At 73.5% G+C, this 6,318-nt stretch carries 7 protein-coding genes; 4 read left to right on the top strand and 3 right to left on the bottom strand.

All coding sequences use genetic code 11. The features are described 5' to 3' along the window. Positions 1–97 precede the first annotated feature (97 nt). A complete protein-coding gene (infA, locus tag ABZX11_RS48015; RefSeq protein ID WP_176175606.1) occupies positions 98–310 on the bottom strand; it encodes a translation initiation factor IF-1 in 213 nt (70 codons plus the stop codon). Next, positions 310–1,008, bottom strand: coding sequence for a GNAT family N-acetyltransferase (locus ABZX11_RS48010; protein ID WP_176175605.1), 699 nt, complete (start codon positions 1,006–1,008; stop codon positions 310–312). Before ABZX11_RS48010 ends, infA begins: the two co-directional genes overlap by 1 nt. A gap of 242 nt (positions 1,009–1,250) precedes the next feature. On the opposite strand from ABZX11_RS48010, the gene ABZX11_RS48005 reads away from it, so the two are divergent. Then, on the top strand, positions 1,251–1,877 hold the full coding sequence (locus ABZX11_RS48005) for a glyoxalase (RefSeq protein WP_354925866.1): 627 nt from the start codon (positions 1,251–1,253) through the stop codon (positions 1,875–1,877). Here ABZX11_RS48005 and ABZX11_RS48000 read toward each other — a convergent pair whose 3' ends face one another. Next, on the bottom strand, positions 1,878–3,275 hold the full coding sequence (locus ABZX11_RS48000) for a PLP-dependent aminotransferase family protein (RefSeq protein ID WP_354925863.1): 1,398 nt from the start codon (positions 3,273–3,275) through the stop codon (positions 1,878–1,880). A gap of 47 nt (positions 3,276–3,322) precedes the next feature. On the opposite strand from ABZX11_RS48000, the gene ABZX11_RS47995 reads away from it, so the two are divergent. The 3 genes from ABZX11_RS47995 (at position 3,323) to ABZX11_RS47985 (ending at position 6,235) form a co-directional block, all read left to right on the top strand. After that, positions 3,323–4,456: an MFS transporter gene (locus ABZX11_RS47995; RefSeq protein ID WP_354925860.1), complete on the top strand. Its 1,134-nt coding sequence runs from the start codon at positions 3,323–3,325 to the stop codon at positions 4,454–4,456. A 14-nt stretch (positions 4,457–4,470) separates the two neighbouring features. Further along, positions 4,471–5,262, top strand: a complete 792-nt coding sequence (locus ABZX11_RS47990) for a DNA-formamidopyrimidine glycosylase family protein (protein ID WP_354925857.1) — start codon at positions 4,471–4,473, stop codon at positions 5,260–5,262. A gap of 178 nt (positions 5,263–5,440) precedes the next feature. Then, a complete protein-coding gene (locus ABZX11_RS47985; protein WP_176175600.1) occupies positions 5,441–6,235 on the top strand; it encodes a PIG-L family deacetylase in 795 nt (264 codons plus the stop codon). Positions 6,236–6,318 lie beyond the last annotated feature (83 nt).

Raw genomic sequence — 6,318 nt, 5'->3', positions numbered from 1 at the left:
GTTCTACGTGGTGATGATCCTGCTGGGGTCGCTGATCTCCCTCGCCGGTGGCATCGGGCTGGCGCTCGTGGGCAAGCTGGGCGGGCTCGGCCACGGACTAGGTCCGGTAGCGGAACAGGATCCGCCCGCGGTTGAGGTCGTAGGGGCTCAGCTCCACCAGGACCCGGTCGAAGGGCAGGATCTTGATGAAGTTCTTCCGGATCTTGCCGCTGATGTGCGCGAGCACCTTGTGCCCGTTCTCCAGTTCGACCCGGAACGTCGCGTTGCGCAGGCACTCGACGACCGTGCCTTCGATTTCGATCCCGGCCATCAGCGCAACACCAGCTCGAGGTTGCTGCCGGCCCGGCGGGCTCCGGCGCCTTCGAAGAGCGCCACCGCCGCCGGGTTCGCTTCGTTCACCTCGGCCGTAGCCGCCGGGATTCCCTTGTGGTGCAACGTGTTCAGGACATGACCCAGCAACGCGCGGCCGATCCCGCGGCGCCGCCGATCCGCGCGGACCGCGATCAGCCCGATCCGCGGCTGCCGCGTCACCGCCGCCAGCCGGACCAGGCCCACGTAGTCGCCCGCGGATTCCGCGACCACGTACTTGCCGACGTCCGGGACGGCCGGGCGGGGCAGGATCTCCGCCGGCATCTCCTGCCAGCCCACCGCCGCCTCGACTTCGGCGCGGATCACGTCTTCGGCCGAGCTCAGAGACCGCGTGTCGGAGGGCGGCCCGATCGTCACGCCCGCGGGAGCGGGGACCACGCCCGGGGCAGCGGGAAGGACGTACTCCCACTCACGGCGCCGGGTGGTGAAACCGGCCGATTCCCAGCGGCGCCGGAGCTCCGCGTCGGCTTCGTCGACCACTGTGTACAGCGGCCTCGGCAGTGCCGGCAGCATGTCCGCCGCGAGCAGCGCGAACTCCTCGTCGGTCCACGTGTCGATGCTGAGGAAGAGGCGGCCGTCCGGCCGCCGGGAGACTTCCCCGCGGCCGGCCACGCCCGGCCGTTGATGCGTGTGTTCCATGGTGTCGCCTTTCGGGAGGAGGGCTCCCGGCGACACCTGCGTCAGCCGCCCGCCCGTGACGACGAGAGGGAGCACCCATTGCGTACAACGTTCACGGGTCTCACCTCCTCGGGCCGGGTCACGGTCGGAAGCAAGCTATCAGCCCCCGCGGTCCCCGCCCACTCCTTTTTCCGCGAGGGCCCCCGCAGACCGATCAGGAATCGAGAAGCGCCGGTCAGCGGCCCGGACCTAGCGTTACCGGCATGACGAACATCGAAACCATCACCCTCGAAGTCGCCGACACCGCCGCCGCCGAGCGCTTCTACGCCGAGGCCTTCGGGCTCACCACCCAGCTGCGCTTCCGCGTCTCGGACGCGCCGAGCGACGGCTTCCGCGGGTTCACCCTCTCCCTCACCGTGCCGCAGCCCGCGGACGTCGACTCCCTGATCGAGACGGCCCTGAAGGCCGGGGCGACGACCATCAAGCCGGCCACCAAGTCCATGTGGGGCTACGGCGGCACCGTCCGCGCGCCGGACGGGACGATCTGGAAGCTCGCGACCTCCGCGAAGAAGAACACCGGCCCGGCCACCCGCGAGATCGACGCCGTCGTGCTCCTGCTGGGCGCCGCCGATGTGGCCGCCAGCAAGAAGTTCTACGTCGGCCAGGGCCTGACCGTCGGCAAGAGCTTCGGCAAGATGTACGTCGAGTTCGAGGCCGGCGAGAGCCCGGTCAAGCTGGCGCTGTACCGCCGCAAGGCGCTCGCGAAGGACGCCGGCGTCGCTCCCGAGGGCAGCGGCTCGCACCGGATCGCGGTCGGCGGCGCGGCTTCGGCGTTCACCGACCCGGACGGCTTCGCCTGGGAGACCACGGCTTCCGCGAGCCTGTCCTGATCAGCCCCGCAACAGGTCGGCGACGGCGGCGATGCCCGGGCCGATCGCGTGGTCCGGGGTGTCGCCGAACCCCAGGATCAGCCGCGGCGGCCACGGCCCCGGCGTCGCGTGCAGCCCGGCCAGGCCGTAGAGCCCGACGCCCCGCCGCCGGGCCTGGTCGATCACCCGCTCCTCGTCCGCTCCGGCCGGCAGGTGCAGGACGGCGTGGAACCCGGCGGCCAGCCCGGTGACGCGCAGGCCGGGCGCGTGGACGGCCAGCGCGTCGACGAGCGTCCGCCGCCGGGCCGCGTACACGGCGCGGGCGCGGCGCAGGTGCCGGTCGTAGCGGCCGGACTCGATGAGCAGCGCCAGCGCCAGCTGGTCGAGGCCGGGGCTCCCCCGGTCGGTGGCGGCTTTGTCCTCTGCCAGCACGGGAATCAGCCGTTCGGGCGCGACGAGCCAGCCCAGGCGCAGGGCGGGCGCGAGCGACTTGCTGACCGTGCCGAGCGAGACGACGTGGCCGGGGTCGAGGCCCTGCAGCGAACCGACCGGATCGCCGTCGTAGCGGAATTCGGCGTCGTAGTCGTCTTCGATGACCAAGCCGTCGCGCCGGCGCGCCCACGCGAGCAGTTCCCGGCGGCGGTGCCCGGCGAGCACCACGCCCGTCGGCCACTGGTGCGCCGGGGTCACCAGCACGGCTCGTGCCCCGCTGCGGTCCAGTGCCTCGACGTCGAGGCCGTCTTCGTCGACCGGAACGGGCACGGTGGCCACCCCGGCGGCGGCCGCCTGGCGCGCCGTCGACCGGACCGCGCCGGGGTCTTCGACGGCCAGGGTGGCGCCGCCGAGTGCACGCAGCACCAGTCCGAGGGCCTGGGCCATCCCCGTGCAGACGACGACCTGTCCGGCCGTCGCCGCGACCGCCCGCACCCGCCGCAGGTAGGCCGCGAGCACCTCCCGCAGCTGCCGTTCACCGATCGGGTCGCCGTAGTCGAACGCGGTGTTCGGCGCGGTGCGGCAGACCTCGCGGACCGCCCACGCCCAGTCCTCGCGGGGCGCCAGGCGCAGGTCGGGGACGCCGTGGCGGAAGTCGGCGAGCGCCGGGCGGGCCGGCGGCCGCGGGCTCGGCGGCGCCGTCGTGGCCCGGCGGGCGACCGCGGCCACGCGCGTGGCCGAGCCGGGACGGCTGGTCAGGTAGCCCTCGGCCTGCAACTGGGCGTAGCAGTCCTGGACCAGGCCGCGGGACAGGCCGGCCGCGCGCGCGAGTTCGCGGGAGGACGGCAGCCGCTCCCCGCCCGCGAGACGGCCGCTGCAGATCGCGTCACGCAGCTGCCGCTCGAGCTGCGCGCGGAGCCCTTCGCCGCTCTCGCGGTCGATCGTGAACAGCAGTTCCGGCCCCCAACCGGACCACTCCACAGCCATGGAACTGGACCTTACCGGTGATCCGGTTGGCTTCTAGCGTTCTCGGCATGACCGTTGACCTGCAGCTCCGCCCCCGGCTGGTGTCCCGTGCCCTGCTGGTGCGCTTCGTCTCGATCGCCGGCTCGGCGGTCGGCTTCTTCCTGCCGCTGTCGGTGGTGCCGTTGTACGCCGGGCAGGACGGCGCGGGGCTCGCGACGGTGGCGTTGCTGCTGGCCACCGTGGCCGCCGAGCTGGTGACGCCGCGGCTGGTCGCCCGCGTCGGCTACCGGTGGGCGCTGGCCGCCGGGCTGGTCCTGCTCGGGCTGCCGACGCTCGTGCTGACGGTCAGCGACGACCTGCGCGTGATCGTCGCGGTCAGCGTGGTGCGCGGGATCGGGTACGCCATCGCGGTGGTGGCGGGCGGGGCCGTCACCGCCCTGCTGATCCCGGCGGAGCGGCGCGGCGAGGGCTTGGCGCTGGTCGGGATCGTCGGCGGGATCCCGAGCCTGCTCGCGTTGCCCGCCGGGGTGTGGGCGGCGGCGCATTGGGGCTACGCGCCGGTGTTCGTGGCGACGACCGTGGCGACGCTGCTCGCCCTGCTGTCGGTGCCGGGCCTGCCGCGCCGCTCGTTCTCCGTGGCAGAAGACGGTGTGCTGGCGAGTCTGCGCAACCCGGTGCTGACCCGGCCGGCGACGCTCTTCGCGGTGTCGGCGGCCGCGGTCGGCGTCCTGGTGACGTTCCTCCCGCTCGCCGCCGCGGACCAGCCGGCCTGGGTCGCCGCGACCGCGCTGCTCGCCCAGCCCGCGGCCGCCACCGCGGCACGCTGGGTGGCCGGCCGGATCGGCGACCGCCACGGACCGGCGTGGCTGCTGGTACCGGGACTGCTGCTGTGCGCGGCAGGCATGGCGGGCATCGCCTGCACCGGCACCCCGGCCGCGGTGATCGGCGGGGCGCTCGGTTTCGGCGCCGGGTTCGGCGCGCTGCAGAACACGACGCTGTCGCTGATGTACACCCGGGTGGCGGCCGGCGGCGAGAGCGCGGTGAGCGCGATCTGGAACGCGGCCTACGACCTCGGCATGGCGGCCGGCGCGCTGAGCGCGGGCCTGGTGATCGGCTCCGCGGGCTACCCGGCGACCTTCGCCCTCACCGCCGTGCTGGTCCTGCCCGCGGTGCTGCTTGCGCGGCGTGATCGACGGCCATGACGGAAACTGGCCGGGTGCCCGAACTCCCCGAAGTCGAACTCGCCCGCCAGGTCCTCGCCGACGCGCTCGACCGAAAGATCCGCTCGATCGACGACCACGACGACTGGGTCTGCCGCCCGCACGCACCCGGGGACATCGCGACGGCGCTGGACGGCGGCCGGCTGGTGGACGCGCACCGGCGGGGCAAGACGCTGTGGTGCGAAACGGAAAGCCGGGACGGCAGGCCGGGGCCGAACCTCGGCCTGCACCTCGGGATGGCCGGGCAGCTGCGGTTCGGCGGGAAGAGCGGACCGCCCGGCCGGGCCCGCGAGCGCGACGAGAAACCCGAGTGGTTCCGGTTCGGGATCACGTTCGCCGACGGCGAACAGCTGCACCTGTTCGACACCCGGCGGCTCAGCCGGGTACGGCTCGACCCGGATCTGGACGCGCTCGGCCCGGACGCCGGCGAGATCTCCCGCCGTGACTTCGCCGAGCGCGTCGGCCGCGGGCGGGCGCCACTGAAGGCGCGGCTGCTGGACCAGTCGGTGGTGGCCGGGATCGGCAACCTGCTGGCCGACAAAACCCGGTGGCAGGCGGCGTTGTCCCCGGCCCGGCCGGTGAACGAACTCGCCGCCGACGACCTCGCGAACCTGCACAAGGCACTGCGGAAGGCGTTGCGCGCGGCCATCCGCCACGGCGGCGTGCACACGGGCGAGATCATCGCCCACCGGCGGGCGGGCGACCACTGCCCGCGCTGCGGCGCGGCGATGAGCCACGGGACGGTGGGTGGCCGGTCGACCTGGTGGTGCTCGGCGGAGCAGGCCTAGCGGGGGCCGAGGCCGGTGCGGCCGTCGAGGATGGCCAGGACGCTCTCGCGCTGGGCCCGCAGGAAGATCAGCAGCGTTGTCTTCTCGGCCGTGTTCTCGGCCACGGGGCGGACCCTATCGGGCGGGAGCGCATCCTCGCGGGCGGTTTTTGTCGGGGGTAGCCGGTACCGTCGCGGGCATGGCAACACTGGTCACCTTCCACGCCCACCCGGACGACGAGTGCCTCCGCACCGCGGGTGTGATGCGCAAAGCCGTCGAAGACGGGCACCGGGTCGTGCTCGTCGTCGCGACCAAGGGCGAGGTCGGCGAAGTGCCGGAGGGCTTCCTCGCCGAGGGCGAGAAACTGGCGGACAGGCGCGTCCAGGAGTCGTACGCGGCGGCGGAGATCCTCGGGGTGGAGCGCGTCGAGTTCCTCGGCTACCGCGACTCGGGGATGATGGGCGAGCCGACGAACGACGACCCGGCGTGCTTCTGGCGCGCCGACGTCGAGAAGGCGGCGGAGCAGCTGGCGGCGATCCTGCGCGAGGAGTCGGCGGACGTCCTGACGGTGTACGACGACAACGGCGACTACGGCCACCCGGACCACATCCAGGTCCACCGGGTGGGTGTCCGCGCGGCCGAGCTGGCGGGAACGTCCCGGGTGTTCCAGGCCACGTTCAACCGCGAGTTCATGCAACGCGGCTTCGAAGCGGCGATCGAGCAGGGGTTGATGCCCCCGGAGGCGGCGCCGAAGCCGCCGGAGAACGTGGAGTTCGGCAAGCCGGAGGCGGAGATCACGGCGGCGGTGGACGTGTCGAAGTACGCACCGGTCAAGAGGGCGGCGATGCGCGCGCACCCGAGCCAGATCAGCGAGGACATGTTCATGCTGGCGATGCCGGATGAAGCGTTCACGTTCGCTTTCGGCACGGAGTGGTTCATCCGGCAGGGCCAAGGCCCCGGAATAACCGAAACAGACCTGATGGCCGGCCTCTAACCCACGCCGGGGGGCCGGGGGGCCGGGGGGCCGGGGGGCCGGGGGGCCGGGGGGCCGGGGGGCCGGGGGGCCGGGGAGAGGTT

The organism is Amycolatopsis sp. NPDC004169 (assembly GCF_040610315.1).
In the GTDB taxonomy this organism is placed as follows: domain Bacteria; phylum Actinomycetota; class Actinomycetes; order Mycobacteriales; family Pseudonocardiaceae; genus Amycolatopsis.
Note: the sequence above shows the minus strand (reverse complement) of the source record. Positions and strands in the feature narration are given on the sequence as shown.

What these genes read in the sequence shown, in the direction of transcription:
- ABZX11_RS48000 (WP_354925863.1), bottom strand. Translation starts at nt 3,275, where the DNA reads ATGGCTGTGGAGTGGTCCGGTTGGGGGCCGGAACTGCTGTTCACGATC.
- ABZX11_RS48010 (WP_176175605.1), bottom strand. Translation starts at nt 1,008, where the DNA reads ATGGAACACACGCATCAACGGCCGGGCGTGGCCGGCCGCGGGGAAGTC.
- ABZX11_RS48005 (WP_354925866.1), top strand. Translation starts at nt 1,251, where the DNA reads ATGACGAACATCGAAACCATCACCCTCGAAGTCGCCGACACCGCCGCC.
- infA (WP_176175606.1), bottom strand. Translation starts at nt 310, where the DNA reads ATGGCCGGGATCGAAATCGAAGGCACGGTCGTCGAGTGCCTGCGCAAC.
- ABZX11_RS47985 (WP_176175600.1), top strand. Translation starts at nt 5,441, where the DNA reads ATGGCAACACTGGTCACCTTCCACGCCCACCCGGACGACGAGTGCCTC.
- ABZX11_RS47995 (WP_354925860.1), top strand. Translation starts at nt 3,323, where the DNA reads ATGACCGTTGACCTGCAGCTCCGCCCCCGGCTGGTGTCCCGTGCCCTG.